This is a genomic window from Streptomyces sp. NPDC102462, assembly GCF_044765425.1.
Lineage (GTDB): Bacteria > Actinomycetota > Actinomycetes > Streptomycetales > Streptomycetaceae > Streptomyces.
In genome coordinates this window covers 91,086-116,649 of record NZ_JBIWKB010000027.1, presented here as the reverse complement: position 1 = coordinate 116,649, position 25,564 = coordinate 91,086, and the positions used below count along the sequence as shown (strand labels likewise).

The following is a 25,564-nucleotide window of genomic DNA, read 5'->3' as shown; positions in this document are numbered from 1 at the left end:
ACGCTTCCTTCGTACTCACCCTCTCGGGCTTTCCTCCGGGCGCTTCCCTTCGGTGTTTCCGACTCTATCAGACCCTTTCGGAGTCCGATTCCCGGTTGGCGGGATTTGTCTTCCCGGCCCGCTGGACCGTTCCGACGAGTGAGACTTTAGCGGATTCCCGGCTCCCGAGCTAATCGGGGTCCTGCGCCCTTTCGAACGCGGATTCCTCATTCCGCAAATACACACACCAAGACATACGGCGACGCATCGCCGTTCGACGGGTGGTACCTGCGGAATCGCTGTCCGGGGACCGACCGGGGTCGGCGCTCACGTCGGACAACTCGGAGAACAGTACGTATCCGGTGGGGGCGTGTCAACTCACGTCATGGGAGCGCCCCGGCTGCGTATGCTGGGGACGTGATGACGCGTACGTGCAACCAGCAGTGGTGGGCCGCCTGACGGCGGCCTTGCTCACGTATGCATCCAACGGCCGCCGCTCCGGCGGCCGTTCTCGTATCTCCCTCCAGAACCTGGGGGCCGGCCGCCAGGAGCGACGGTCCCTACCAGGAGGTGGAGAGGGAATGGCACGGGTCTTCAGCGGGGTCAAGCCGACCGGGCATCTGACGCTGGGCAACTACCTGGGAGCCATGCGGCGGTGGGCGGATGTGGACCAGCACCGGTCCGACGCCCTGTTCTGCATCGTCGATCTGCACGCGCTGACCGTGGACCACGACCCGGCGCGGGTGCGTCGGCTCAGTCGGCAGGCGGCGACGCTGTTGCTGGCCTCGGGGCTGGATCCCGAGCTGTGCACCGTGTTCGTGCAGAGTCACGTCGCGGAGCACACGCGGCTGTCGTACGTGCTGGAGTGCGTGGCGACCGACGGTGAGATGCGGCGGATGATCCAGTACAAGGAGAAGTCCGTGCGGGAGCACGCGCGGGGCGGGAGCGTCCGGCTGTCGCTGCTGACGTATCCGGCGCTGATGGCGGCGGACATCCTGGCGTACCGGGCCGACGAGGTGCCCGTCGGGGACGACCAGACGCAGCACGTGGAGCTGACGCGGGACCTCGCGGTGCGGTTCAACCAGCGGTACGGGCATACGTTCGCGGTGCCGAAGGCGACGCCCCCGGCTGTCGCCGCCAGGGTGATGAACCTCCAGGATCCGATGTCGAAGATGGGGAAGTCGGACGACTCCGGGCCGGGCATCGTCTATCTGCTCGACGAGCCGGACGTGGTGCGCAGAAAGGTGATGCGGGCCGTGACCGACAGCGGGCGGGACGTCGTGTACGACCGGGAGGAGCGGCCGGGGGTGGCGAATCTGCTGGAGATCCTGGCGGCGTGCACGGGTGGGAACCCGGAGGCCTTGGGCGGTGTATATGAGTCGTACGGCGCCTTGAAGAAGGACACCGCGGAGGCCGTGGTCGAGGTCCTCAGGCCCGTACAGGCCAGGCACAAGGAGTTGTGCGCGGATCCTGTGTATGTGGAGGGGGTGCTGCGGGAGGGTGCGGAGAAGGCGCGGGCCATGGCCCGGCCGACGGTCGATGCGGCCTACCGGGCGATCGGGCTGCTGGAACCCGTGTCGGAGCCGGTGGTGAACGCGGCCGGGTAGACGCCGCCGAGGCGGGGTTCGGTGGGGTCAGTCCTTCTTGCCGGAGGCCAGCTCGCGGCTGCGGTCGCGGGCGGCTTCGAGGGCGGCGATGAGGGCGGCTCGTACGCCGTGGTTCTCCAGCTCGCGGATGGCGTTGATGGTGGTACCGGCCGGCGAGGTGACGTTCTCGCGGAGCTTGACGGGGTGCTCTCCGCTGTCGCGGAGCATCACGGCGGCGCCGATCGCGGACTGGACGATGAGTTCATGGGCCTTGTCCCGGGGCAGGCCCAGGAGGATGCCCGCATCGGTCATGGCTTCGACCAGGTAGAAGAAGTAGGCCGGGCCGGAGCCGGAGAGAGCGGTGCAGGCGTCCTGCTGGGACTCGGGGACGCGGAGGGTCTTGCCGACGGCACCGAAGATCTCCTCGGCGTGGGCGAGGTGGTCGGCGGTGGCGTGGGTGCCGGCGGAGATGACGGACATGGCCTCGTCGACCAGGGCGGGGGTGTTGGTCATGACACGGACGACAGGGGTGCCCGCGGCCAGGCGCTCCTCGAAGAAGGAGGTGGGGATACCGGCCGCGCCGCTGATGATCAGGCGGTCGGCGGGGACGTGCGGGGCGAGTTCGTCCAGGAGGGTGCCCATGTCCTGCGGCTTGACCGTGAGGATGAGGGTGTCGGCGGTCTTGGCCGCCTCGGTGTTGGTGACCGGGGTGACTGCGTAGCGCGCGCGAAGTTCCTCGGCCCGCTCGGGGCGGCGGGCGGTGACGAGCAGGTCGGCGGGGGCCCAGCCGGCGCGGAGCATTCCGCTGAGCAGTGCTTCGCCGATCTTGCCGGTGCCGAGGACTGCGACTTTGTGGGTCATGGTGCGGGTGCCCTCCGGGGTGCGTCGTCCGGGGTACATCCTCGCACCGGGGGTCCGGGGTGTGCGGTGTTGTCCGCTGGGCGGACGTCCGGGTGTCGGGTCACACCGTGCGGCGCCGCAGGGTGGCCGCGCCCAGGGCGAGGACCAGCAGCGCACAGCCCGCCACGACAAGGACGTCCCTGACGAACGTGGCCGTCACGTCGGTGTGGTGAAGGACCTCGTTCATGCCGTCGACCGCGTAGGACATCGGCAGGACGTCGGAGATGGCCTCAAGGACGGGGTGCATGGCGGAGCGGGGTGTGAACAGACCGCAGAGGAGGAGCTGAGGGAAGATCACCGCGGGCATGAACTGGACCGCCTGGAACTCCGAGGCGGCGAAGGCGGAGACGAACAGGCCGAGCGCGGTGCCGAGCAGGGCGTCGAGGAGGGCGACCAGCAGGAGCAGCCAGGGCGAGCCGACGACGTCCAGGCCGAGGAACCAGACCGCGAGGCCGGTGGCCAGGGCGGACTGGATGATCGCGAGGGTGCCGAAGGCGAGGGCGTAGCCGGCGATGAGGTCGCCCTTGCCGAGGGGCATGGCGAGGAGGCGTTCGAGGGTGCCCGAGGTGCGCTCGCGCAGGGTGGCGATGGACGTGACCAGGAACATGGTGATGAGGGGGAAGATGCCGAGAAGAGAGGCGCCGATGGTGTCGAAGGTGCGCGGGCTGCCGTCGAAGACATAGCGGAGCAGGAACATGCATCACGCAGGGGACGAGGAGCATCAGCGCGATGGTGCGTGGGTCGTGGCGCAGTTGGCCCAGGACCCGGGTCGCGGTGGCGGTGGTGCGGGAGAGGTTCAGGGCGCCGGTGCGGGCGGGTGCGGTGGTCGTGTTCATCGGGTCGTCTCCTTGGTGCGGCCGGCTGCGGTCGCCTCGTCCACGAGGTGCAGGAAGGCCGCCTCGACGGTGTCCGTTCCGGTGCGGGCGCGGAGGGCTTCGGGGGTGTCTCCCCCCGCCTCCGGCCCGGAGGTGCCCGTGCCCCCAGCGAGGAATTCGCCGTCGCGCATGAGCAGCAGGCGGTGGCAGCGCTCGGCCTCGTCCATGACGTGGGAGGAGACGAGCAGGGTGGCGCCGCGGGTGGCGGCGATGTCGTGGAAGAGCGTCCACAGGTCGCGGCGCAGTACGGGGTCGAGGCCGACGGTGGGTTCGTCGAGGACCAGCAGTTCGGGGGTGCCGAGCAGGGCCACGGCGAGGGAGACGCGGCTGCGCTGGCCGCCGGAGAGGTTTCCGGCGAGGGCGTCGGCGTGGCTGGTGAGGTCGACGTCGGCGATGGCTCGGGTGACGTCGTCGTGACGGCGTGCTGAGGCGGCCCGGCCGGGGGCGAGGATCGCGGCGAAGTAGTCGAGGTTCTGGCGGATCGTCAGGTCGTCGTAGACGGAGGGGTGCTGGGTGACATAGCCGATACGGGTGCGCAGGGTGGGGTGGCCGGCGGGGCGGCCGAGGACGTCGAGGGTGCCGGTGACCTTGGCCTGGGTGCCGACGATGGCGCGCATCAGCGTTGATTTGCCGCATCCCGAGGGGCCGAGCAGGCCGGTGATCCGGCCGCGCGGGACGGTGAAGCGGAGGTTGCGCAGGACGGTGCGGGGGCCGCGTTCGACGGTCAGGTCGGTGGCGTGTACGGCGGGGGTTTCGGGCGTGGCCGGGGGGCCGGAGGCATTATTCATCACGCGATGAATAATGCTCCCGGCGCCGGGGGCCGTCAAGCGTCGCTAGGTGTTGCGGGCGACCAGCAGCTCCACGTCGTAGACCTCCTCCACGGTGCCGTCGGGGAAGGCGGCCAGGAGGTGGGTCCGTTCCTGGGTGAGGAAGGCGGCGGCGCTCTCCTCACCGTGCGTCAGGAAGATCGAGTGGCTGCCGATGTTGGCCAGGTGGGTGTCGAGGGAGACGCGGCGGCTCCAGCGGACCGTGCGGTGGACGAAGTCGAGTCGGCCGCTGGGGTCGGCCAGGGCGGTGCGCACGCCGTCGCCGTTCTTGGCCACCACCCCGTCGCGGCCGAAGTGGCGTTCGATGCGGTCGGTCTGGGCGTCGATCCAGGGGATGTCGAGGGCGCTGGCGTTCCACCACAGCGCGAGGGCTCCGCCCGGGCGCAGCACCCGCAGCGCCTCCGGCACCGACCGGGCGGGGTCGGTCCAGTGCCAGGACTGGGCGTAGGTGATCAGGTCGGCGGCAGCGTCGGCCAGGGGCAGGGCATTGCCGTTGCCCCGGACGATCGGGACGTCGGGAAGGCCGCGGTGGAACTCGGCCGCCATGCCGTCGCCGGGTTCGACCGCGACCACGTCGGCACCGCGGGCGCGCAGAAGCGCGGTCGCGATTCCGGTGCCGGCGCCGACGTCCACGACCCGGGCGCCGGCGAGGGGACGGGCGGCGAGTTCTTCGATGACGTCGAAGAGGGCGGGCGGATAGGAGGGGCGATTGGCTCCGTACTGCGCCGCGGCAGCGTTGAAGGACTGCGCCCGGCTGGCATGCGAGGACGAAGGCGTAGTGGTCATACGCCCATGGTGATCCGCCCAACCGATATACGACAGCGGCCCTCGACCCCGGTCACCGCACCGCACCGCACCGCACCGACGACCGACCCATGCAAAGATTTTCATGCAAAGAAATGGTTGCAACGGTTTCTTTGCATGGCTATCTTCTTCCGTATGAACGAGTCGTCCGAGGACCCGCGGGTCCACAGTCTCGACGCCCGGTCGCTGCGCGGCCTCGCCCATCCACTGCGTATGCGACTGCTGACCGCGCTGCGGCACGCCGGTCCGGCCACCGCCTCCCAACTGGCCGAGAAACTGGGCGAGTCCAGCGGTGCCACCAGCTACCACCTGCGTCAACTCGCCGCGTATGGCTTCGTCGAGGACGCGCCGGAGCGCGGCAAGGGACGGGAGCGGTGGTGGAAGGCGGCCCATATGGGGGTGCGCTTCGACTCGGCGCTACTCAAGGACGGCAACCCTGAGGTGCGCGGGTCCGCCGACCTGTTCCTGCACGAGCTCGCCAACCACCACACCCGGGAGCTGGCGACCTGGCTCGGCACCCGCGGCGAATGGTCCGAGGCGTGGAACCGCTCCTCCGACTTGAGCGATTGGACGCTGAATCTCACGCCCGAACGCGCCCTCGACCTCATCCACAAGATGCACGACCTCGTGGAGAGCTACCGCGTACCGGCTCATGACGACGGCGCGCCGGACGTCGAGCAGGTGCGCGTCCACACGCACGTCCTTCCCCTCCGCACGGACTGAGAGGCCGTTCCATGGACATCGAGACCCATCTGACGCTGCACCGCGTCCGCGCCGCGGAACTATGTGGTGAAGCCGAGGCATATCGGCTCGCCGCGGTGGCCCGGCGGCGCCGGGGCCTGCGGGTCCGGCTCGGCTGGACCCTGGTGGAGGTGGGCCTGCGGCTGGCCGCCACGCCCAAGAGAGCGGACGTTCTTCCGGCGTGCTGACTGGCGTGGGGAATCGTTAGTGGCGGCGGGTTTTTTTGGCTGGGTTGCCGGTGCGGCGGGTTGTGCGGCGTTCGTGCCGGGTGCGGGCCTCCTCGTACTCGGCGCGGTGCAGCTTCTCGCCGGGGGCCTCGATGAGGGTCCGGAAGAAGTACGCGAGGAGGGAGCCGACGAAGCCGATGGCCAGGAGGCCGCGCAGGGACGCCTGGCGGTCGGGGTCGGGGCGCCTGCCGAAGCGGTCCCAGGTGTTGCGGAAGGCCAGCGCGCTGCAGATCGCGAACATCACCACGACCAGCACGGTCACAAAGGATCCCGTGTCGGCGATCTGCAGGCCCTGGTAGGCGAAGCGGAGGATCAGGCAGGATGCGGCCGCCGCGGCGAGCGAGCCCACGGCCACGCCGGCGCGGCGGGCCGCGTAGCCGCCGTCGTGGTGCACCCAGGACGTGCCGAAGAAGCGCAGGGGCTCGGGGCGGGGGCCGTTCGGTCCGCCGCCGGTGGAGCCCGCGGGGGCGTCCGGGGTGCCGGGTTCGTCGCTCACGGGACGATTATGGCGCCGCGGGTCCGCGGGCTCCGGGGCGGGTCAGGAGCAGCGCGAGGCCACGTAGCCGTCGCTGCCCGTGTACACATAGGCGTCGGAGACGTATTCGCCGTTGTCGATGTTGTCCCAGATGTTCGAGGTGCCGTAGGGGCCGGTGACCGTCGTGCCCGGCGTCTGGCAGAAGATCGGGACGCGGGTGTCGGCCGGCAGGACCCGGACGATGCCGTAGTTGGTGCCGGGACCGCTGCGGACGTTCAGCCGCACGCCCGGGGCGACCGGATAGGTGCGCACGGTGGCCCCGGCCGCCTGCGTGTCGTCGGTGTCGTTCGTCTCGTTCGTGCCGTCGGTTGCTTCCGTCGCTTCCACACGGTCGACAGACATGAGTGGATCTCCCCCCGTCAGACCCCATGACCTCCATGGGGTCACGTTGATTCCCCTGTTTCGAGCCACGAAACACCCGTGCGCGACTCGCACGCGGAGGCTAGCAAGTCGCCTCGGTCCCGTCCGAGTCATCGACTAGGCTCCGAGCGTCGCGCGCGCCGACGAACAGCACGGGGGTGGTCCCATGGCGCCACAGCGGAACACCGGAGCGGGCGCGGAAGCGGAACTTCCCGAGTACGCCGGTCACTACCGTCTTGAGGCACGCCTCGGGTCGGGTGGCATGGGCGTGGTGCACCTGGCCCGCAGCACCTCGGGGCTGAGGCTCGCCGTGAAGGTCGTACACGCCGAGTTCGCCAAGGACCGCGAGTTCAGGGGCCGTTTCCGGCAGGAGGTGGCCGCGGCCCGGCGGGTGAGCGGCGCCTTCACCGCGTCGGTCGTCGACGCCGACCCGGAGGCCGAACGGCCCTGGATGGCCACGCTGTTCATTCCGGGTCCGACCCTCGCCGATCATGTGAAGCGGAACGGGCCCATGGAGCCCGCCCAGTTGCGCCGGCTGATGGCCGGGCTCGCGGAGGCGCTGCGCGACATCCACCGGGTCGGGGTGGTGCACCGCGATCTGAAGCCGAGCAACGTCCTGCTCGCCGAGGACGGTCCGAAGGTCATCGACTTCGGAATCTCACGGCCGAAAGACAGCGAACTGCGCACCGAGACCGGCAAGCTGATCGGTACGCCGCCCTTCATGGCGCCCGAGCAGTTCCGGCGGCCCCGGGAAGTCGGGCCGGCCGCGGACATCTTCACGCTGGGGTCGGTGCTGGTGCACGCGGCGACCGGGCGCGGCCCGTTCGACTCGGACAGCCCGTACGTCGTGGCCTACCAGGTCGTCCACGACGAGCCGGATCTGGCCGGGGTGCCGGACGACCTCGCCCCGCTGGTGCTGCGCTGCCTCGCCAAGGAGCCGGAGGACCGGCCGACGCCCGACGAACTGATGCGGGAGCTGCGGTCGGTGGCGGCCCTGTATGACACGCAGGCGTTCATACCGTCTCAGCGGACGCGCGCGGACGACCGGCAGGCGGACGGCACGGACCGGCCGACGCCCGACACGGAGGACCCCTGGGGGCTGCGGGCCGTCCCGCCCCAGGAGCCCGAACGGGAGGTGCGGACCGCGCCGGCGCCCCGGGGACCGCGGGCATGGCTCGGCAAGCGGGCAGCGCTCGTGGGCGGGTCGCTCGCGCTCGCGCTGTGCGGTGTGCTCGGGTCGGTGCTGTGGCTCGGCGGCGACCCGCCGGTGCCGGTGGGTGTCACAGCGGAGGACACCCCGGCGGGCTTCCCGGGGTGGCACGCCGATCCGGTGGGCGAGGGCTCCGGGATGCCCCAGTGCACGTACGGCGACGACAAGGTGCTGTGTCTGCGCTCCGGCATGGCCTACGCCCTCGACCCGGCCAACGGGTCCCTGCTGTGGCGGCACCCCGTCGCCGGGGACCGGGCGAGCGTCGCGCCGGTGCTGTCGGGCGGACTCCTTCAGGTGCCGGCGAACGGGGACGGGCGAGTGGAGGCGGTCGATCCCGGCTCCGGTACGACGCGCTGGAAGCGGGCGGTGCCGGGACAGGCGGCGCTGCGCTTCGCCGGCGGGATGCTCCTCGTCGGCGACGCCGACGGATCGGTCACCGGCGTGGACAGCCGGACGGGCGACACCAGGTGGACCCGGCGGATCTCCGGGGCCCACACGCCCTCCCTCGACTGGTTCGCGGGGGACTCGTCGGCGTATGCGACCAGCTCCGAGGACGGGACGCACACGCGCGTGACGGCCGTGGATCCCGAGACGGGCGCCGAGCGCTGGCAGGCTCGGCTCGCGGGGAACCTGAGGCCGGTCGGCAGCCAGGGCGGCTCGCTGTTCCTGCTGTCGGTGGACAACGCCACCGGCGAGACGCACGAGGTGGTGCGCTACACGCCGGCCGCGGCGACCGAGCGCCGGGTGCCGCTGCCGGTGCCGCGCCTGGCTCCGCAGGCCGCCGTGCGGGGCGATGTCGTCTACCTGCTGTCCAGTGGCGGCGCGCTGGAGGCGGTCGACATGGCGGACGGCGAGCGGCGGTGGCATCTGGAGACGTCCGTGAGCCGTGGCTCGGCGCCGGTCGCCGACGCCGGCCATGTGTACTTCAGCGCCGCCGACGGGCGGCTGCTCGCGGTCGACGCCCACGACGGCGCACTGCTGGGACAGACCAGGCCGCGGCTCGGTGCGAACTCCGACGAGGTCATGGCCGCGCTCCCGGCACCGCTGCTCGTCGGCGGCCGTCTCTTCGCCGGCGCCCCCGACGGCACGGTCATCGCCGTGGACGCCCGCGACCCCGATTCCTGGTGACCGGGCGCGGCCCCGCTACCGGCAGCCCGCGGCCCCGCTACCGGCAGCCCGCGGCCCCCGCAGTGGTCGGCCCGCCGCGCACCTTGGCACACGGCGGGGCCGCCTCCGGCTGAGGCGGCCCGGGAGCGTGCGGGGGCTGCGGGGCTCAGCCCAGCTTGCTGACGTCCCGGACGGCGCCCTTGTCCGCGCTGGTCGCCATCGCCGCGTACGCCCGCAGGGCCGACGAGACCTTGCGGTCGCGGTTCTTCGGGGCGTAGTCGCCGTTCAGCGCCTGCTCGCGGCGCGCCAGTTCGGCCTCGTCGACCAGCAGCTCGATGCTGCGGTTCGGGATGTCGATACGGATCCGGTCGCCGTCCTGGACCAGGGCGATGGTGCCGCCGGACGCGGCCTCGGGGGACGCGTGGCCGATGGACAGGCCGGAGGTGCCGCCGGAGAAGCGGCCGTCGGTGATCAGCGCGCAGCTCTTGCCCAGGCCGCGGCCCTTGAGGAAGGACGTCGGGTACAGCATCTCCTGCATGCCGGGGCCGCCCTTGGGGCCCTCGTAGCGGATGACGACGACGTCGCCCTCAGTGATCTGCTTGCCGAGGATCTTCTCGACGGCCTCCTCCTGTGACTCGCAGACCACCGCCGGGCCCTCGAAGGTCCAGATGGACTCGTCGACGCCGGCCGTCTTCACCACGCAGCCGTCGACGGCCAGGTTGCCCCGCAGGACGGCGAGGCCCCCGTCCTTGGAGTAGGCGTGCTCGGCGGAGCGGATGCAGCCGTGCTCGGCGTCCTCGTCCAGCGCCTCCCAGCGCTCGGACTGGGAGAACGCCTCCGCCGAGCGGACGCAGCCGGGGGCCGCGTGCCACAGTTCCACGGCCTCCTGGGAGGGGGAGCCGCCGCGCACGTCCCAGGTCTTCAGCCAGTCCGCCAGGGACGGGCTGTGCACCGCGTGCACGTCCTCGTTGAGCAGGCCGGCGCGGTGCAGCTCGCCGAGCAGGGCGGGGATGCCGCCGGCGCGGTGCACGTCCTCCATGTAGTACGTGCGGTCCTTGGCGACGTTGGGCGCGACCTTCGCCAGGCAGGGGACCCGGCGGGAGACGGCGTCGATCTGTTCCAGGCCGAACGGGACGCCCGCCTCCTGGGCCGCGGCCAGCAGGTGCAGGATGGTGTTGGTCGAGCCGCCCATCGCGATGTCCAGGGCCATCGCGTTCTCGAAGGCGGCGAACGAGGCGATGCTGCGGGGCAGGACCGTCTCGTCGTCCTGGTCGTAGTAGCGGCGGGTGATGTCCATCACCGTGCGGGCCGCGTCCTCGTACAGCCCGCGGCGGGCCGTGTGCGTGGCCAGGACCGAGCCGTTGCCGGGCAGGGACAGGCCGATCGCCTCGGTCAGGCAGTTCATCGAGTTGGCGGTGAACATGCCGGAGCAGGAGCCGCAGGTCGGACAGGCGTTCTCCTCGATGCGGAGGATGTCCTCGTCGGAGACCTTGTCGTTGGCGGCCTCGGCGATCGCGTCGATCAGGTCCAGCGTGCGGACCGTGCCGTCGACCAGGGTGGCCCGGCCGGCCTCCATCGGGCCGCCGGAGACGAAGACCGTGGGGATGTTCAGGCGCAGCGCGGCCATCAGCATGCCCGGGGTGATCTTGTCGCAGTTGGAGATGCAGACCAGGGCGTCGGCGCAGTGCGCCTCGACCATGTACTCCACGCTGTCCGCGATCAGGTCGCGGGAGGGCAGCGAGTACAGCATGCCGCCGTGGCCCATCGCGATGCCGTCGTCGACGGCGATGGTGTTGAACTCGCGCGGGATGCCGCCCGCCTCCCGGATCGCCTCGCTGACGATCCGGCCGACCGGCTGCAGATGGGTGTGGCCCGGCACGAACTCGGTGAAGCTGTTGGCGACCGCGATGACCGGCTTCCGGCCGATGTCCGCACCGGGTACACCGGAGGCCCGCATAAGGGCGCGGGCGCCCGCCATGTTGCGGCCGTGGGTGACTGTGCGGGACCTCAGCTCGGGCATCGTCGCTCGCTCCTTCGAAGACCTTCTGCCAGACGGTTCTGGTCCGTCGAGCCTACGCCGGTCATCCAGGGATCGGGACGCCATGTCCGGAATGCGGGATGTCCGTCTCGCGGGTCCGGTGCCCGCGGGCTCACGCCCCGGTGAGATGCCCCTGTACCACCGGCGCCGCCCGCGCGATGATCTGCTCCAGGTCGGCCGAGGCCAGCGGCTCCATCTTGATCACGTACCGCAGCATGGCGCAGCCCACCAGCTGCGCGGCCGCCAGCTCGGCGCGCAGCTCGGCGTCCGGCAGCTCCAGCTGTCCCGCGATGCGGCGCAGCAGCTGGCTCGCGATCAGCCGGCGGAAGACGGCGGCGGCGGTCTCGTTGTTGACGGCGGAGCGCAGGATCGCCAGCAGCGGCGCCCGGGAGGTCGGATTCTCCCAGATGCCGAAGAAGAACCGGGTCAGCCGTTCGCCGATGCCGTCCAGCGGGCCGGCGCCCACGACGTTCGAGGCGTTCAGCGCGGGCGCGAAGGCGACCTCGATGGCCGCCTCGAAGACCTGTTCCTTGGTGCCGAAGTAGTGGTGGACGAGCGCCGAGTCCACGCCCGCGGCCTTGGCGATGCCGCGTACGGACGTCTTCTCGTAGCCGCGCTCGGAGAACTCCTCGCGGGCCGCGGTCAGGATGCGGTCGCGGGTGTCGCCCGACTCGGTGCGCGGGGGCCGGCCGCGGCGGCGGGCGGGCGCGCCCTCCCGGTCCGGGGTGGTGCCGCTCACCGTCCGGGCACCTTCACCGCGGAGGCGAGGTGGAGCCGGGTGAAGGCCAGCGCCTCCGCCAGGTCCGCCTCGCGTTCGGCGCTGGACATGGCCCGCCGGGTGTTGACCTCGATGACGACATGGCCGTCGTAGCCGCGCTGCGCGAGCCGTTCCAGCAGTTCGGCGCAGGGCTGGCCGCCCCGGCCGGGCACCAGGTGCTCGTCCTTGCCCGATCCCCTGCCGTCGGCGAGGTGGACATGGCCGAGGCGCGAGCCCATCCGGTCGATCATCTGCAGGGCGTCCGTGCGGGCGGTGGCCGTGTGGCTGAGGTCGATCGTGAAGTGCCGGTAGTCGTCCTTGGTAACGTCCCAGTCGGGGGCGTAGGCCAGCATCTCGCGGTCGCGGTAGCGCCAGGGGTACATGTTCTCGACGGCAAACCGTACGTCCGTCTCGTTCGCCATCCGCCAGATGCCGGCGACGAAGTCACGGGCGTACTGCCGCTGCCAGCGGAACGCCGGGTGCACGACGACCGTACCGGCGCCCAGCTTCTCGGCGGCCGAGCGGGCCCGCTGGAGCTTGACCCAGGGGTCCGTGGACCACACGCGCTGGGTGATCAGCAGACAGGGGGCGTGCACGGCCAGGATCGGGATGCGGTGGTAGTCCGACAGCCGGCGCAGCGCCTCGATGTCCTGGCTCACCGGGTCCGTCCACACCATGACCTCGACGCCGTCGTAGCCGAGGCGTGCGGCGATCTCGAAGGCCGTCGCCGTCGACTCCGGGTAGACGGAGGCCGTCGACAGGGCGACCTTCGCATCCGGGATGCGGACGGGGACGTCCCTTGCTTCAGCCACGAAGGACAGGGTACGGGGTCGCATCGGTTCGGCTGCCGGATGCCCCGTGCGCCGTTTCGGCCGTTCCTCGCGTGCCGGTGCGGGCCGTCCGTGACCCGTCGCACACCCCCGCGCGCCGGTGCGGGGCGCTCACGGCGACCCCATGTGGTCCAGGCGGCGCAGGATCACGCCCTCCCGCAGGGCCCACGGGCAGATCTCCAGGCTCTCCACGCCGAACAGGTCCATCGCGCCCTCGGCGACCAGGGCACCGGCGAGGAGCTGGCCGGAACGGCCCTCGGAGACACCGGGGAGTTCGGAGCGTTGCCGGGCGCTCATGCCGGCCAGCCGCGGCACCCAGGCCTCCAGGGACTCCCGCTTCAGCTCGCGCTGCACGTACAGGCCCTCGGCGGAGCGTGCGGCGCCCGCGATGCGGGCCAGCTGCTTGAAGGTCTTGGAGGTGGCGACGACGTGGTCGGGCGCCCCGAAGCGGCTGAACTCCCCCACCGTGCGGGCGATCTCGGCCCGTACGTGCCGGCGCAGGGCCCTTATCGCCCCGGAGTCCGGCGGGTCACCGGGCAGCCAGCCGGCCGTGAGCCGGCCGGCGCCGAGCGGCAGCGAGACGGCCGCGTCGGGTTCCTCGTCGATGCCGTAGGCGACCTCCAGGGAACCGCCGCCGATGTCCAGGACCAGCAGCTTCCCGGCCGACCAGCCGAACCAGCGGCGGGCGGCGAGAAAGGTGAGCCGGGCCTCCTCGGCGCCGGTGAGCACCTGGAGTTCGACGCCGGTCTCGTGCTGCACGCGCGCGAGGACGTCATCGGCGTTGCTGGCCTCGCGCACGGCGGAGGTGGCGAAGGTCAGCAGGTCCTCGACGCCCTTGTCCTCGGCTGCCTGGAGGGCGTCGTGGACGACGCCGATCAGCCGGTCCACCCCGTCGGGGCCGATCGCCCCGTCCGCGTCCTGGAGTTCGGCGAGCCGCAGCTCCGCCTTGTGCGAATGCGCGGACAGCGGGCGCGCGCCCGGGTGTGCGTCCACCACCAGCAGATGCACCGTGTTCGATCCAACGTCCAGGACACCGAGTCTCATGTACGGAACGCTACTGCCACCTGGGCCGTCGTCCGTCCCCGGAGCGGGCTGGGGCGACATACCCTGGACGGGTGCCAAAGACGAAAAAGGCGAAGGACCACAAGACCGCCAAATCCTCCTCCGGTTCTTCGCGGGCGAAGTCATCGCAGAAGCCGAAGAACGCGGCGGAGGGCCCCGAGCCCGATGAGAAGGGGCTCGACTTCGCGCGCGCGTGGGTGGAGTTCCCCGACCCGGCGGACGACGAGCAGGTCTTCCGGTGCGACCTGACCTGGCTGACCTCCCGCTGGAACTGCATCTTCGGCAGCGGCTGCCAGGGCATTCAGGCGGGCCGCGCGGACGACGGGTGCTGCACGTTGGGCGCGCACTTCTCCGACGAGGACGACGAGAAGCGGGTCGCCGAGCATGTGGCGCGGCTCACGCCGGAGATCTGGCAGCACCATGACGAGGGCATGCGGCACGGCTGGGTCGCGGAGGACGACGAGGGGTCCCGGCAGACCCGCCCGTACCAGGGGTCGTGCATCTTCCAGAACCGGCCCGGCTTCTCGGGCGGCGCGGGCTGCTCGCTGCACATCCTCGCCCTGCGGGAGGGCCGCGAGCCGCTGGAGACCAAGCCGGACGTGTGCTGGCAGCTGCCGATCCGGCGGACCTACGACTGGATCGACCGCCCCGACGACACGCGGGTCCTTCAGGTGTCGATCGGTGAGTACGACCGCCGTGGCTGGGGTCCGGGCGGGCACGACCTGCACTGGTGGTGCACCTCGGCGACCTCGGCGCACGGCGCGGGCGACCCGGTGTACGTCTCCTACCGGGCCGAGCTGACCGAACTGATGGGCAAGGCCGGCTACGACCGCCTGGCCGAACTGTGCGAGGAACGCCTGGCAACGAACCTCCCCCTACTGGCCCCCCACCCAGCAGACCCAACCGGCTGACCCAGCAGCGCCACCCAGCCCCAGGGGCACGAGGAACGGCGCGCCAAGCCCACCCAGGGCCGCAAGAAGCGGCGCGCCAAGCCCACCCAGGGGCGCGAGGAACAGCGCGCCCAACCACACCAAACCGGCACCCGCCCACGGCGCCAAACCCGGCACCCCACTAGGCACACGCACCCCAACCACCAGAAAAGCCACAAGCCCAGCCACCCCAGGGGCGCGAGGAACTGCGCGCCCAACCACACCAAACCAGCACCCGCCCACGGCGCCAAACCGGGCCACCCCCTAGGCGCCCCGCCAAACCGCCGACGGCCTACTCGTCCGAGGGCGGCGGCGAGTCGGTCGGGGGCGGAGGCGAGGACGGAGGGTCGGACGGAGTCGGCTCCGGGGGGGGCGAGGTCGGCTCGGTCGGCGTGGGCGACGGACTGGCCGGCGGATCGGCGGTAGCCGATTTCGTGGGCGTCGGGTCCGGTGCGGCGGTGGTGGGCGGCCCGCCCGGGTCGGAGGGGCGGGTGGGCGCGGTGCCGTACCCCCGGATGGAGACGACGGCGCCCGCGGGTGCGATCGCCACCTGCGCGCTCCAGAACCCGGAGGGCTCGCGCAGCGGGTCGACGTACACCTTGATGGTCAACGATTCGCCGGGCTGGAGCGTTCCCGAGCCGCGGCTGAGGTAGAGCCAGTCGGCCGGCGTGGACATCGACCAGTGGACCGGCGAGGGGCCGGACGCGGTGAGGGTGACGTAGGTGGTCTGGCCGCTGGTGCGGGCGGACACCCCAAGGTGGCCCGCGCCCTTCTTGCCGGCCCCGGAGACGCTGATGACCTCCACGGAGACGTCGGGCGCCGCGCCGTCCTTCATGAAGCGGGCGCCGGGCCTGACGCCGGCGTTACCGGTGTTGCCGTAGCCGTCGGCCCCGTCGCTGTGATCGCCGCCGTGGTCGTGCGCCTCCTGCGCGGTGGCGGCGGGGCCGTCCTGGTCCTCGCCCCCGGGCGAGCCCCGGTAGGCGGCCCACAGGGCGAGTACGGGGGCGGCGACGACCGTGGCCACCACGGTCGTCGTGACGGCACGCGCGCGTAGCCGGTCGCGGCGGGCCGCCCGGTCCTTGGGGTCCATCGGGAAGCCGCGCCGGTCGAAGCGCGGCACCGCGGCGCCCCGCGCACGCGGCCGGTGCGCCAGTGCCTGGCGCAGGGCCGCCCGCGGGGCCTCCAGGACCGGCAGTTGGGCGGGCGTGACGGCGGCGCCGGGCCAGCGGCCGGGCGCCGCGCGCTCGGCGGTGCGGCGGCAGCGGGGGCAGTCGTCCACGTGCCGGACCAGCTCGCGGCGGACCGTGCTGCTGAGCACGAGCTGGTGGTCGCCGGCGAGCCGGGCCACTCCGGGACAGCCGCCGGTCTCCACAACGGCGAGCGCGGCACGCGTGCGTTCCACCTCGCAGGCGGCGGACGCGAGCAGATCGCGGGCGGCGGCCAGATCCAGGCCGAGGACGGCGGCGACCTCGTGGGCGGCCAGCTGGTGGCGTACGGCGAGTTCGAGCGCTTCGCGCTGCTCCGGGGTGGTCCCGGCGGCCTCCGGCCAGGCGAGCCGGGCCAGTTCCCGTCTCCGCTGCTCCTGAAGCTCATCGGTGAGCGCCGGTTCGGCCGCCTGCGCGTCGGGCCGCCGCCCGGCGTCGGGGCCGTCCGCGGTGCCGGACCGCTCTTCGGCGCCGGACGGCCGCTCAGTACCGGGCCGCTCTTCGGCGCCGGGCCGCCGCTCGGCGCCGGAGCGGCCCGCCGCGTGGGTGACCTGACGTTTCTGCTTGGCCTCGGCGAGCTTGCGCAGGCAGGCCCAGCGGGCCAGCGCGTACAGCCAGGCCCGGCGGTCCTCGGCCGACTCCGGCCCGCGGTGGCCGCGCCGCTCGGCCAGCGCGAGCACGTCGCCGAGCGCCGCGGTCGCCGCGTCGTGGTCGCACAGCACCGACAGACAGTAGGTGAACAGGCCGTCCAGGTAAGGCTCGTAGCGCGGCGGCGTGCGCTGCGCCAGCGTGCGCGCCGCGGCACGGTCGCGCGCCTCCCGGTGCGCCCGATGTGCGCCGGTCGTGCGGGGGAAGGTTTCCGGACTGCTGCTCATCACCCGTGCGACCGTAGGCGGCCCTGGATGGCCCCTTCCGCCACCTTGAGCACTTTTAATCCGTACGGGTGAAACGATCCCTCATAAGGGGACAGGAACGTTTCATTCCGTGACTTTCCCCGACGGCGCGGGGTAGGTCGCGGCGGCCCCGGACGCCGGCCCGTGCCCGCGTTGTCGGTGGCGGCCGTTACGGTTTCGTCCATGGCTGCCCGTACCAAGACCACCAAGGACCGCCCGTCCTACCGCTGCACGGAGTGCGGCTGGCAGACGGCCAAGTGGCTCGGCCGCTGCCCCGAGTGCCAGGCGTGGGGGACGATCGAGGAGTACGGCGCGCCCGCGGTGCGGACGACGACGCCCGGGCGCGTCACCACCTCCGCGCTGCCCATCGGCCAGGTCGACGGCCGGCAGGCCACCGCCCGCTCGACCGGCGTGCCCGAGCTGGACCGGGTGCTCGGCGGCGGCCTGGTGCCCGGCGCTGTGGTGCTGCTCGCGGGCGAGCCCGGTGTGGGCAAGTCCACGCTGCTGCTCGACGTGGCGGCCAAGTCGGCGAGCGAGGAGCACCGCACCCTCTATGTCACGGGTGAGGAGTCGGCGAGCCAGGTGCGGCTGCGCGCCGACCGCATCAAGGCCATCGACGACCATCTGTACCTGGCCGCCGAGACCGATCTGGCCGCCGTCCTCGGGCACTTGGACGCGGTCAAGCCCTCGCTGCTGATCCTGGACTCCGTACAGACGGTCGCCTCCCCCGAGATCGACGGGGCGCCCGGCGGCATGGCCCAGGTGCGGGAGGTGGCCGGGGCCCTGATCCGCGCGTCCAAGGACCGCGGGATGTCCACGCTGCTGGTGGGCCATGTCACCAAGGACGGCGCGATCGCCGGTCCGCGGCTGCTGGAGCACCTTGTGGACGTGGTGCTCCACTTCGAGGGCGACCGGCACGCGCGCCTGCGTCTGGTGCGCGGCGTCAAGAACCGGTACGGCGCGACGGACGAGGTGGGCTGCTTCGAACTGCACGACGAGGGCATCACGGGCCTCGCCGATCCGAGCGGGCTGTTCCTGACCCGGCGCGACGAACCGGTGCCCGGCACCTGTCTGACCGTGACCCTGGAGGGCCGCCGCCCGCTGGTCGCCGAGGTGCAGGCGCTGACGGTCGACTCGCAGATCCCCTCCCCGCGCCGTACGACGTCCGGTCTGGAGACCTCCCGGGTGTCGATGATGCTGGCGGTGCTTGAGCAGCGCGGCCGGATCAGCGCGCTCGGCAAGCGGGACATCTACACCGCGACGGTCGGCGGGGTGAAGCTCTCCGAGCCCGCCGCCGACCTCGCCGTCGCCCTGGCCCTGGCCTCGGCCGCGAGCGACACCCCGCTGCCGAAGAACCTCGTCGCGATCGGCGAGGTGGGGCTGGCGGGCGAGGTGAGACGGGTCACGGGCGTGCAGCGCAGGCTCGCCGAGGCGCACCGCCTGGGCTTCACGCACGCGCTCGTGCCGGGCGATCCGGGCAAGATCCCCGCCGGCATGAAGGTCCTGGAAGTGGCCGACATAGGGGACGCGCTCAGAGTGCTTCCGCGCTCCCGTCGCCGGGAGGCCCCGCGGGACGCGGAGGACCGCCGGTAGACTTTGCCCTGGTCTCGCCCGTCCGTACGAACGTCGTGCGGGAACGGGGGCGCCCCAGAACCTGCGACCGGAGGAGTGCAGTGGCAGCCAACGACCGGGCAGCAGCTCCCGGAAAGTCCGGTGGGAGTGCCGGTTCCGATGGCCTGATGCGCGCCTCGCTGAGCGCCGTGGCACCCGGTACGGGTCTGCGCGACGGTCTGGAGCGGGTTCTGCGGGGCAACACCGGCGGACTGATCGTGCTGGGCTCCGACAAGACCGTCGAGGCGATGTGCACGGGCGGTTTCGTGCTGGACGTGGAGTTCACCGCGACCCGGCTGCGCGAGCTGTGCAAGCTCGACGGCGGCATCGTGCTCTCCTCCGATCTGTCCAAGATCCTGCGGGCGGGTGTCCAGCTGGTCCCGGACCCGACGATCCCGACGGAGGAGACCGGCACCCGGCACCGCACGGCGGACCGGGTCTCGAAGCAGGTGGGTTTCCCGGTGGTCTCCGTGTCCCAGTCGATGCGGCTGATCGCCCTGTACGTCGACGGACAGCGCCGGGTCCTGGAGGACTCGGCGGCGATCCTCTCGCGCGCCAACCAGGCACTCGCCACCCTGGAGCGCTACAAGCTGCGCCTGGACGAGGTCGCGGGCACGCTGTCGGCGCTGGAGATCGAGGACCTGGTGACCGTCCGCGATGTGTCGGCGGTCGCGCAGCGCCTGGAGATGGTGCGCCGCATCGCCACCGAAATCGCCGAATACGTGGTCGAACTGGGCACCGACGGGCGTCTGCTCGCCCTCCAGCTGGACGAGTTGATCGCGGGCGTCGAGCCGGAGCGGGAGCTGGTGGTCCGGGACTATGTGCCGGAGCCGACGGCGAAGCGTTCCCGCACGGTGGACGAGGCGCTGTCGGAGCTGGACGCGCTCAGCCATGCCGAGCTGCTGGAACTTCCCACGGTGGCCCGGGCGCTGGGCTACACCGGCTCCCCTGAGGCGCTCGACTCCGCGGTGTCGCCGCGCGGCTTCCGCCTGCTGGCCAAGGTGCCGCGGCTCCCGGGCGCGATCATCGACCGGCTCGTGGAGCACTTCGGTGGGCTGCAGAAGCTCCTCGCGGCAAGCGTCGACGACCTCCAGACGGTGGACGGCGTCGGCGAGGCCCGGGCCCGCAGCGTCCGTGAGGGCCTGTCCCGCCTGGCGGAATCCTCGATCCTGGAACGCTACGTCTGACCACCCCGCGCCGACTACGGCGCACGCACCGGCCTCGGAGACGAGCGCATCCGAGACACAACGGCCTCGCGCACCGGAACGGCGGCAACGCATCGACCGAAAACGGAACGCCGCTCGCGGCACGTCCACCTGGCCCGGCACGCCCACCCGGTGCGGCGCGCCCACCGGCTGCGGTACGAGCCGTCGTAGCGCTCCGGTGATGGCGGTCGGCCGTCTGCCGCGGCACGCATAGGGCGGCTGGAACGATCCGGTCGGGCTCGGTCGCCTACCGTCGGCGCGACGGGCGCGGATGCGTACCGAGGCCCTGCCTGCTCCACCCGGACGCGCGGTCGCCCAAGGACGTCTCGACGCGGCCGGCGGTTGGTCCCCCTCCCTGGTGCGCCCCGAAAAGACCGGCCGGTGCGGGTCAGTCTGCGGTCAGGACGAAGGAGGTCTGGGCCTTTTCGAAGCCGGAGGACCTGGCTTCGACCAGGTAGGTGCCGGGGGCGGCCGAGCCGGACGGGGGCGTGGCGCACTCGGGAGCGCTCGGCCTGCGGTCCCACTTCACGCTGTAGGTGATGCTGCTGCCCGCCGGCACCCGGTACACCAGGCTCCCCGCGCCTTTCGGGCAGTCGGCGGACGACCAGTAGTCGTCGCTGTCGTCCGCGGGCGTGATGGTCAACACGGCCTTCTTCGGACCCAGATCGACCTTGCAGTCGGCGGACGAAGAGTTCTTCGCGATGAGTTCGACGGTCGGCGTCTGCCCGGGCGCGTAGCTGTTGTGCAGGCTGCGCAGGCTCAACTTCACCGCGCCGGGCGTGCAGTTGGGCAACCCGGAGGACGCGGGGAGCGTGGGCCCCGCACCCGTGCCCGTACCGCCGCCGCCCGCCCCGTCGCCCGCCCCCGTACCGGATCCCGGGGAGCCGCCGTCGTCCGGCCCGGCGGAGCCGGCCGTGGCGCCGCCGGCGCCCGCACCGGCGCCGTCGTCGCCCGATCCCCCGCCGCCCGACTCGTCACGCCCGCCCGGGTGTTGGCTTATCGCGGACCCGGACGGCGACGGCCCCGCCGTGATGGTGGGCGCGGGGCTCTTGCCATTGGACCCGTCGGCGCTCTTTTTCTCGCCCCCGCCGCCCGAGGTCACGATCCAGGTGATCAGCAGCGCCAGCAGGGCGACCACGGACAGCAGAACGACCCTCCGGCGCCAGTAGATGGAGGAGGGAAGCGGCCCGATCGGATTGCGCAGAGATCCCACGGCGCAAACTGTACGAGAGATCGGCGCGCTTGCTTGCGCCACCCGCCGCCCGCGGCCCAACTTTTCCAGATCATCATCCCGGTAACTGCCGTAGGGAGGAGCGCCCTTCGGCCGCCACGCGCCCCGGCCCGGCGGTGCCGCGGAGCACGTCAGCCCCACCCGTGGCAGGATCGGGAGGGCCATGACTGAGAAGCTCCACGCCCCCGTGATCGCCTGGTTCGACGCCCATGCCCGCGACCTCCCCTGGCGCCGCCCGGAGGCGGGCCCGTGGGGCGTGATGGTCAGCGAGTTCATGCTCCAGCAGACGCCGGTCAACCGCGTACTGCCGGTCTATGAGCAGTGGCTGGCCCGCTGGCCGCGCCCCGCCGATCTGGCCGCGGAGGCCCCCGGTGAGGCCGTCCGCGCCTGGGGCCGGCTCGGCTACCCGCGCCGCGCCCTGCGGCTGCACGGCGCCGCGGTCGCCATAACGGAACGGCACGGCGGCGACGTGCCGACGGACCACGCCCAACTGCTCGCGCTGCCCGGCATCGGCGAGTACACGGCGGCAGCCGTGGCCTCGTTCGCGTACGAGCAGCGGCACGCCGTGCTCGACACCAATGTGCGCCGGGTGTTCGCGCGGGCGGTCACGGGCGTGCAGTACCCGCCGAACGCCACCACGGCGGCCGAGCGCAGGCTGGCCCGCGAGTTGCTGCCCGAGGAGGAACGGACCGCCGCGCGCTGGGCCGCCGCCTCCATGGAGCTGGGCGCGCTGGTGTGCACGGCGAAGAACGAGCTGTGCGAGCGCTGTCCGATCGCCGACCAGTGCGCCTGGCACCTGGCGGGCAAGCCGGAGCACTCGGGCCCGCCGCGCCGCGGTCAGACATACGCCGGAACCGACCGCCAGGTGCGCGGGAAGCTCCTCGCCGTGCTGCGCGAGGCGCACTCCCCCGTGCCGCAGGCGGCCCTCGACCGGGTGTGGCACGAGCCGGTGCAGCGCGCCCGTGCGCTGGACGGGCTGGTCTCGGACGGTCTGGTGGAGCCGCTGGCGGGCGGCCGTTATCGGCTTCCGCATAGTTGACGTACAGACAGGTCACAGCGGCGGTGGCCCGGTTACGGCCCATCAGGCCCGACAAAAACCACCAAATCAGGACAGAAGGCGGCCCTTCTTTACCCCGTTCCTACTTCCGTTACACAACCGACGGACAGCCGAGCGCCATCCGCAGGCTCCTCCGCACAACCCCGTGACAACTGCTCCGTACCTTCATTTCCGTGCCCGGCCGACCACCGGGCCGGGCAACGACAGGCACGGGCCGTAGCAGCACGGGGAACGGAGGCGGTTGGAATGGCGCAGGGCGAGGTGCTCGAATTCGAGGAGTACGTCCGCACCCGGCAGGACGCGCTGCTGCGCAGCGCCCGCCGGCTGGTTCCGGACCCGGTGGACGCCCAGGACCTGCTGCAGACGGCGCTCGCGCGGACGTACGGCCGCTGGGACGGCATCGCGGACAAGCGCCTCGCCGACGCCTATCTGCGCCGGGTGATGATCAATACGCGGACCGAGTGGTGGCGGGCGCGGAAGCTGGAGGAGGTCCCCACCGAGCAGCTGCCCGACGCGTGCGTGGACGACGCCACCGAGCAGCACGCCGACCGTGCGCTCCTCATGGACATCATGAAGGTGCTCGCTCCGAAGCAGCGCAGTGTCGTGGTGCTGCGACACTGGGAGCAGATGTCCACGGAGGAGACGGCCGCCGCCCTCGGCATGTCGGCCGGAACGGTCAAGAGCACGCTGCACCGGGCGCTCGCCCGGCTCCGCGAGGAGCTGGAGGCGCGCGATCTGGACGCACGCGCGCTGGAGCGTGAGGAGCAGGAGCGTTGCGCGGCCTGACGGGCGCCGGGCCCAGTGCCCGAGGGAGTGTGCAGGCGGTGAGCACGGTGGTGGCCGTGCTCACCGCCCTCGCCCTTTTCGTGGCCGCCTGCGCCACCGGCGGCACCGGCGCCCGCGACGAGGGTCCGGCACACGCCGACTCGGTCGCGGGCGCTGCGGCCTCCCCCGCGCCCAGCCCCTCCGACAGCTACCGGCGGGTGAACGCGGTCACTCTCGTCAAGGACGACCCGCACGTCTCACCCGCGGTCAAACGGGGCCTCAAGCCGTGCGCCGCCGACGAGTACCCGGTCGACGTGTCCTACGGCAACCTGACCGGATCGACCGTAGAGGACGTCGTGGTCAACGTGCTGACCTGCGGCGACGCCGTGGGGGTCGGCTCGTATGTGTACCGCAGCGAGGGCGGCAGGTACCAGAACGTGTTCCGGGCGGAGGAGTCCCCCGTCTACGCCGAGATAGACCGCGGCGATCTGATGGTGACCAAGCAGGTGTACGAGAAGGGCGACCCGGTCTCCAGTCCGTCCGGCGAGAACGTGATCACCTACGCCTGGACCGCGGGCCGCTTCGTCGAGGAGTCCTCCCACCACACCGACTACGGCAACGCGGCCGGCGGCGTGGCCTCGCCGGTGCCCGAACCGACAGTGGCACCGGACGGCTGATGGCGAGCGCGGTGAACCCCGCACACGACACCGGCGTCACAAGGGTGACGGCACGAGAACCACACGAGGACTGAGAGCACCGGGATGGCAGAGCAGACCCACGTCCTGTTCGTCGAGGACGACGACGTCATCCGTGAGGCCACCCAACTCGCCCTGGAGCGGGACGGCTTCGCGGTCACCGCGATGCCCGACGGGCTGTCGGGTCTGGACGCGTTCCGGGCCAGGCGCCCCGACATCGCGCTGCTGGACGTCATGGTCCCGGGGCTGGACGGGGTGAGCCTGTGCCGGCGCATCCGCGACGAGTCGACCGTGCCGGTGATCATGCTGTCGGCGCGCGCCGACTCCATCGACGTCGTGCTGGGCCTGGAGGCGGGCGCCGACGACTATGTGACCAAGCCCTTCGACGGTGCCGTACTGGTCGCCCGCATCCGCGCGGTGCTGCGCCGCTTCGGGCACGCCGGCGGGGCCGCTCAGGCCGAGAACCCCGGTACGCCGGTGTCCGGCGGCGTGCTGACCTTCGGCGGACTGGAGATCGACACCGAGGGCATGGAGGTGCGCCGGGACGGCCGGCCGGTGGCGCTCACCCCGACCGAGATGCGGCTGCTCCTGGAGTTCTCCTCGGCGCCTGGCACGGTGCTCTCGCGCGACAAGCTGCTGGAACGCGTATGGGACTACGGCTGGGGCGGCGACACACGGGTCGTCGACGTCCATGTGCAGCGGCTGCGGACAAAGATCGGCCAGGACCGGATCGAGACGGTCCGCGGCTTCGGGTACAAGCTGAAGGCGTGAGCGGGCGACGACATGAGGCGGTTCATTCGGCGTCCGGTCCACGGAAAGGTACTGTCGGCCGGCCTGCGCACCGGGCTCCGCTGGAAGCTGAGCGCGGCGATCGCGCTGGTCGGCGCCCTGGTGGCGATCGCGCTCAGCCTGGTCGTGCACAACGCGGCCCGGGTGTCCATGCTGGACAACGCGCGCGACCTGGCCGACGAGCGGGTGCAGATCGCCCAGCGCAACTACGAGCTGTCCGGGCGGCCCAACTTCCCGAGCATCAAGATCGACGACCCGGAGCTGCCGCCCGAGCTGCGGCAGAAGGTCGGGGAGGGGCGCCGGGCGACGTATGTCACCGACCACGGCGGCCCGGTGCCGGACATCTGGGCGGCGGTCCCGGTCAAGGACGGGCACGTGCTGTCGCTGCACACCCACTTCACCGACCGCAGCACGGACGTGATGAAGGACCTCGACCAGGCCCTGGTCATCGGCTCGATCGCGGTCGTCGTCGGCGGCAGCGCGCTCGGCGTGCTCATCGGCGGGCAGCTGTCGCGGCGGCTGCGCAAGGCGGCGGCCGCCGCGAACCAGGTCGCCAAGGGTGAGCCGGACGTCCGGGTGCGGGACGCCATCGGCGGTGTCGTACGGGACGAGACCGACGATCTCGCGCGTGCGGTGGACGCCATGGCGGACGCGCTCCAGCAGCGGCTCGAGGCCGAGCGGCGGGTCACCGCCGACATCGCGCACGAGCTGCGCACCCCGGTGACCGGGCTGCTGACCGCCGCCGAGCTGCTGCCGCCTGGCCGGCCCACCGAGCTGGTCCTGGACCGGGCCAAGGCGATGCGCACGCTCGTCGAGGACGTGCTGGAGGTGGCCCGGCTCGACGGCGCATCCGAGCGGGCCGAACTGCAGGACATCATGCTGGGCGAGTTCGTCGCCCGGCGGGTGGCCGCCAAGGACCCGGAGATCAGGGTGCGCGTGGTGCACGAGTCGGAGGTCACCACCGACCCGCGGCGCCTGGAGCGGGTGCTGTTCAATCTGCTCGCCAACGCCGCCCGGCACGGCAAGCCGCCCGTCGAGGTGACCGTCGAGGGCCGCGTCATCCGGGTCCGCGACCACGGGCCCGGCTTCCCGCAGGACCTGCTGGCCCATGGCCCGAGGCGCTTTCGCACGGGCAGCGAGGACCGCTCGGGCGAGGGCCACGGCCTGGGCCTGACCATCGCCGCCGGGCAGGCCCGGGTGCTGGGCGCCCGGCTGACCTTCCGCAACGTCAGGCCCGCGGGCACACCGGAGGACGTCCCCGCGGAGGGCGCGGTGGCCGTCCTCTGGCTCCCGGAACACGCCCCGACGAACACGGGCAGCTACCCCGTACTCCGGTAGCGCCCCCA

Annotated in this window: 23 protein-coding genes and 1 pseudogene; 12 read left to right on the top strand and 12 right to left on the bottom strand. The window is 72.2% G+C overall.

Annotation, left to right across the window (positions count from 1 at the left end):
• Positions 1-560 precede the first annotated feature (560 nt).
• Entirely contained in the window at positions 561-1,586 is a 1,026-nt protein-coding gene (gene trpS, locus ACIRFL_RS23520; RefSeq protein ID WP_404031557.1) for a tryptophan--tRNA ligase, read from the top strand.
• Positions 1,587-1,613: 27 nt separating this feature from the next.
• Here the strand turns inward: trpS and proC are convergent, their stop codons facing one another.
• The 4 genes and pseudogenes from proC to ACIRFL_RS23500 form a co-directional block, all read right to left on the bottom strand.
• Positions 1,614-2,426, bottom strand: coding sequence for a pyrroline-5-carboxylate reductase (proC, locus tag ACIRFL_RS23515; protein ID WP_404031555.1), 813 nt, complete (start codon positions 2,424-2,426; stop codon positions 1,614-1,616).
• A gap of 100 nt (positions 2,427-2,526) precedes the next feature.
• Positions 2,527-3,301, bottom strand: a pseudogene (locus tag ACIRFL_RS23510) (ABC transporter permease).
• Positions 3,298-4,128: an ABC transporter ATP-binding protein gene (locus ACIRFL_RS23505; RefSeq protein WP_404031552.1), complete on the bottom strand. Its 831-nt coding sequence runs from the start codon at positions 4,126-4,128 to the stop codon at positions 3,298-3,300. Before ACIRFL_RS23505 ends, ACIRFL_RS23510 begins: the two are co-directional and overlap by 4 nt.
• Before the next feature lie 45 nt (positions 4,129-4,173).
• Positions 4,174-4,953 carry a class I SAM-dependent methyltransferase gene (locus ACIRFL_RS23500; protein ID WP_404031549.1) on the bottom strand — a complete coding sequence of 260 codons (780 nt, stop codon included), beginning with the start codon at positions 4,951-4,953 and terminating at the stop codon, positions 4,174-4,176.
• A 153-nt stretch (positions 4,954-5,106) separates the two neighbouring features.
• Here ACIRFL_RS23500 and ACIRFL_RS23495 point away from each other — a divergent pair, with 153 nt between their 5' ends.
• Together ACIRFL_RS23495 and ACIRFL_RS23490 are read left to right on the top strand one after the other, a co-directional pair.
• Positions 5,107-5,694, top strand: coding sequence for an ArsR/SmtB family transcription factor (locus ACIRFL_RS23495; RefSeq protein ID WP_404031547.1), 588 nt, complete (start codon positions 5,107-5,109; stop codon positions 5,692-5,694).
• A gap of 11 nt (positions 5,695-5,705) precedes the next feature.
• Complete coding sequence (locus ACIRFL_RS23490; RefSeq protein WP_404031544.1) at positions 5,706-5,900, top strand: hypothetical protein; 195 nt, start codon at positions 5,706-5,708, stop codon at positions 5,898-5,900.
• Between the two features lie 16 nt (positions 5,901-5,916).
• Here the strand turns inward: ACIRFL_RS23490 and ACIRFL_RS23485 are convergent, their stop codons facing one another.
• Both ACIRFL_RS23485 and ACIRFL_RS23480 read right to left on the bottom strand, forming a co-directional pair.
• A complete protein-coding gene (locus ACIRFL_RS23485) occupies positions 5,917-6,435 on the bottom strand; it encodes an EamA/RhaT family transporter (RefSeq protein WP_404031541.1) in 519 nt (172 codons plus the stop codon).
• Between the two features lie 42 nt (positions 6,436-6,477).
• On the bottom strand, positions 6,478-6,816 hold the full coding sequence (locus tag ACIRFL_RS23480; RefSeq protein WP_404031538.1) for an SH3 domain-containing protein: 339 nt from the start codon (positions 6,814-6,816) through the stop codon (positions 6,478-6,480).
• A gap of 184 nt (positions 6,817-7,000) precedes the next feature.
• Between ACIRFL_RS23480 and ACIRFL_RS23475 the strand changes: the two genes are divergently transcribed.
• Positions 7,001-9,172, top strand: a complete 2,172-nt coding sequence (locus ACIRFL_RS23475; RefSeq protein WP_404031535.1) for a PQQ-binding-like beta-propeller repeat protein — start codon at positions 7,001-7,003, stop codon at positions 9,170-9,172.
• 145 nt (positions 9,173-9,317) lie between these two features.
• On the opposite strand, the gene ilvD is transcribed toward ACIRFL_RS23475, so the two are convergent.
• The 4 genes from ilvD to ACIRFL_RS23455 all read right to left on the bottom strand — a co-directional run bounded on the left by ilvD (position 9,318) and on the right by ACIRFL_RS23455 (position 13,820).
• Positions 9,318-11,171: a dihydroxy-acid dehydratase gene (gene ilvD, locus ACIRFL_RS23470; protein WP_404031533.1), complete on the bottom strand. Its 1,854-nt coding sequence runs from the start codon at positions 11,169-11,171 to the stop codon at positions 9,318-9,320.
• A gap of 130 nt (positions 11,172-11,301) precedes the next feature.
• Positions 11,302-11,928: a TetR family transcriptional regulator gene (locus ACIRFL_RS23465; RefSeq protein ID WP_404031530.1), complete on the bottom strand. Its 627-nt coding sequence runs from the start codon at positions 11,926-11,928 to the stop codon at positions 11,302-11,304.
• A complete protein-coding gene (locus tag ACIRFL_RS23460; protein ID WP_404031527.1) occupies positions 11,925-12,758 on the bottom strand; it encodes a sugar phosphate isomerase/epimerase family protein in 834 nt (277 codons plus the stop codon). The genes ACIRFL_RS23465 and ACIRFL_RS23460 overlap by 4 nt, the downstream gene beginning before the upstream one ends.
• A gap of 129 nt (positions 12,759-12,887) precedes the next feature.
• Positions 12,888-13,820 (bottom strand): Ppx/GppA family phosphatase, encoded by a 933-nt coding sequence (locus tag ACIRFL_RS23455; protein WP_404031525.1) that lies wholly within the window; start codon positions 13,818-13,820, stop codon positions 12,888-12,890.
• Positions 13,821-13,891: 71 nt separating this feature from the next.
• Between ACIRFL_RS23455 and ACIRFL_RS23450 the strand changes: the two genes are divergently transcribed.
• The gene (locus ACIRFL_RS23450; RefSeq protein ID WP_404031522.1) at positions 13,892-14,749 is read left to right on the top strand and encodes a hypothetical protein; all 858 of its coding nucleotides are present in this window, start codon (positions 13,892-13,894) and stop codon (positions 14,747-14,749) included.
• Between the two features lie 310 nt (positions 14,750-15,059).
• Here the strand turns inward: ACIRFL_RS23450 and ACIRFL_RS23445 are convergent, their stop codons facing one another.
• A complete protein-coding gene (locus ACIRFL_RS23445) occupies positions 15,060-16,850 on the bottom strand; it encodes a hypothetical protein (protein ID WP_404031519.1) in 1,791 nt (596 codons plus the stop codon).
• Positions 16,851-17,048: 198 nt separating this feature from the next.
• On the opposite strand from ACIRFL_RS23445, the gene radA reads away from it, so the two are divergent.
• Together radA and disA are read left to right on the top strand one after the other, a co-directional pair.
• A complete protein-coding gene (gene radA, locus ACIRFL_RS23440; protein ID WP_404031516.1) occupies positions 17,049-18,458 on the top strand; it encodes a DNA repair protein RadA in 1,410 nt (469 codons plus the stop codon).
• Between the two features lie 80 nt (positions 18,459-18,538).
• Positions 18,539-19,663 carry a DNA integrity scanning diadenylate cyclase DisA gene (disA, locus tag ACIRFL_RS23435; RefSeq protein WP_404031513.1) on the top strand — a complete coding sequence of 375 codons (1,125 nt, stop codon included), beginning with the start codon at positions 18,539-18,541 and terminating at the stop codon, positions 19,661-19,663.
• Between the two features lie 406 nt (positions 19,664-20,069).
• On the opposite strand, the gene ACIRFL_RS23430 is transcribed toward disA, so the two are convergent.
• Positions 20,070-20,894 carry a hypothetical protein gene (locus tag ACIRFL_RS23430; RefSeq protein ID WP_404031510.1) on the bottom strand — a complete coding sequence of 275 codons (825 nt, stop codon included), beginning with the start codon at positions 20,892-20,894 and terminating at the stop codon, positions 20,070-20,072.
• A 181-nt stretch (positions 20,895-21,075) separates the two neighbouring features.
• Here ACIRFL_RS23430 and ACIRFL_RS23425 point away from each other — a divergent pair, with 181 nt between their 5' ends.
• The 5 genes from ACIRFL_RS23425 to cseC all read left to right on the top strand — a co-directional run bounded on the left by ACIRFL_RS23425 (position 21,076) and on the right by cseC (position 25,556).
• A complete protein-coding gene (locus ACIRFL_RS23425; RefSeq protein WP_404031507.1) occupies positions 21,076-21,951 on the top strand; it encodes an A/G-specific adenine glycosylase in 876 nt (291 codons plus the stop codon).
• 264 nt (positions 21,952-22,215) lie between these two features.
• On the top strand, positions 22,216-22,755 hold the full coding sequence (locus ACIRFL_RS23420) for a SigE family RNA polymerase sigma factor (RefSeq protein ID WP_404031504.1): 540 nt from the start codon (positions 22,216-22,218) through the stop codon (positions 22,753-22,755).
• Positions 22,743-23,411, top strand: a complete 669-nt coding sequence (locus tag ACIRFL_RS23415) for a hypothetical protein (protein ID WP_404031502.1) — start codon at positions 22,743-22,745, stop codon at positions 23,409-23,411. Before ACIRFL_RS23420 ends, ACIRFL_RS23415 begins: the two co-directional genes overlap by 13 nt.
• A gap of 84 nt (positions 23,412-23,495) precedes the next feature.
• Positions 23,496-24,200 carry a two-component system response regulator CseB gene (cseB, locus tag ACIRFL_RS23410; RefSeq protein WP_404031499.1) on the top strand — a complete coding sequence of 235 codons (705 nt, stop codon included), beginning with the start codon at positions 23,496-23,498 and terminating at the stop codon, positions 24,198-24,200.
• A gap of 12 nt (positions 24,201-24,212) precedes the next feature.
• Positions 24,213-25,556 carry a two-component system sensor histidine kinase CseC gene (gene cseC / locus ACIRFL_RS23405; protein WP_404031497.1) on the top strand — a complete coding sequence of 448 codons (1,344 nt, stop codon included), beginning with the start codon at positions 24,213-24,215 and terminating at the stop codon, positions 25,554-25,556.
• The last annotated feature ends 8 nt before the right edge of the window (positions 25,557-25,564 follow it).

Bases quoted from the DNA above. Each gene is read 5' to 3' on its own strand.
- ACIRFL_RS23495 (WP_404031547.1), top strand. From the start codon at position 5,107: ATGAACGAGTCGTCCGAGGACCCGCGGGTCCACAGTCTCGACGCCCGG.
- ACIRFL_RS23490 (WP_404031544.1), top strand. From the start codon at position 5,706: ATGGACATCGAGACCCATCTGACGCTGCACCGCGTCCGCGCCGCGGAA.
- ilvD (WP_404031533.1), bottom strand. From the start codon at position 11,171: ATGCCCGAGCTGAGGTCCCGCACAGTCACCCACGGCCGCAACATGGCG.
- ACIRFL_RS23505 (WP_404031552.1), bottom strand. From the start codon at position 4,128: ATGAATAATGCCTCCGGCCCCCCGGCCACGCCCGAAACCCCCGCCGTA.
- radA (WP_404031516.1), top strand. From the start codon at position 17,049: ATGGCTGCCCGTACCAAGACCACCAAGGACCGCCCGTCCTACCGCTGC.
- ACIRFL_RS23425 (WP_404031507.1), top strand. From the start codon at position 21,076: ATGACTGAGAAGCTCCACGCCCCCGTGATCGCCTGGTTCGACGCCCAT.
- proC (WP_404031555.1), bottom strand. From the start codon at position 2,426: ATGACCCACAAAGTCGCAGTCCTCGGCACCGGCAAGATCGGCGAAGCA.
- ACIRFL_RS23475 (WP_404031535.1), top strand. From the start codon at position 7,001: ATGGCGCCACAGCGGAACACCGGAGCGGGCGCGGAAGCGGAACTTCCC.
- ACIRFL_RS23500 (WP_404031549.1), bottom strand. From the start codon at position 4,953: ATGACCACTACGCCTTCGTCCTCGCATGCCAGCCGGGCGCAGTCCTTC.
- cseC (WP_404031497.1), top strand. From the start codon at position 24,213: ATGAGGCGGTTCATTCGGCGTCCGGTCCACGGAAAGGTACTGTCGGCC.
- ACIRFL_RS23480 (WP_404031538.1), bottom strand. From the start codon at position 6,816: ATGTCTGTCGACCGTGTGGAAGCGACGGAAGCAACCGACGGCACGAAC.
- trpS (WP_404031557.1), top strand. From the start codon at position 561: ATGGCACGGGTCTTCAGCGGGGTCAAGCCGACCGGGCATCTGACGCTG.
- cseB (WP_404031499.1), top strand. From the start codon at position 23,496: ATGGCAGAGCAGACCCACGTCCTGTTCGTCGAGGACGACGACGTCATC.
- ACIRFL_RS23420 (WP_404031504.1), top strand. From the start codon at position 22,216: ATGGCGCAGGGCGAGGTGCTCGAATTCGAGGAGTACGTCCGCACCCGG.
- ACIRFL_RS23455 (WP_404031525.1), bottom strand. From the start codon at position 13,820: ATGAGACTCGGTGTCCTGGACGTTGGATCGAACACGGTGCATCTGCTG.